Raw genomic sequence first — 246 nt, forward strand, 5'->3', positions numbered from 1 at the left:
TCACGAAGATCATTTGAAAGCGCTCGCGTCATCAGATGCTGGCCTCCAATCCAGCCAGCATCTTGAATCACAAACATCCGGCTTTGGGAATCCTACGATTCTCTCAAAATAGGAATCGCTCTAGAGCGTTTCATATTTTGACGGAAGCGTAGCCTGCGTTTTCGAAGTAGTTCTTGCATTCGGCTGCCTCGATGGTTTCGACGAGGTGGCCGATGTGGCGCCACGTGTCCTCGACGGTGCGTTTCT

Annotated in this window: 1 pseudogene; it reads right to left on the bottom strand. The window is 51.2% G+C overall.

Annotated elements, in window-relative coordinates:
• Window positions 1–130: 130 nt before the first annotated feature.
• Window positions 131–246, bottom strand: a pseudogene (locus tag EOA13_RS38485) (IS630 family transposase); the annotation flags it as partial.

Source organism: Mesorhizobium sp. M7A.F.Ca.US.011.01.1.1, from assembly GCF_003998295.1.
Taxonomy (GTDB): domain Bacteria; phylum Pseudomonadota; class Alphaproteobacteria; order Rhizobiales; family Rhizobiaceae; genus Mesorhizobium.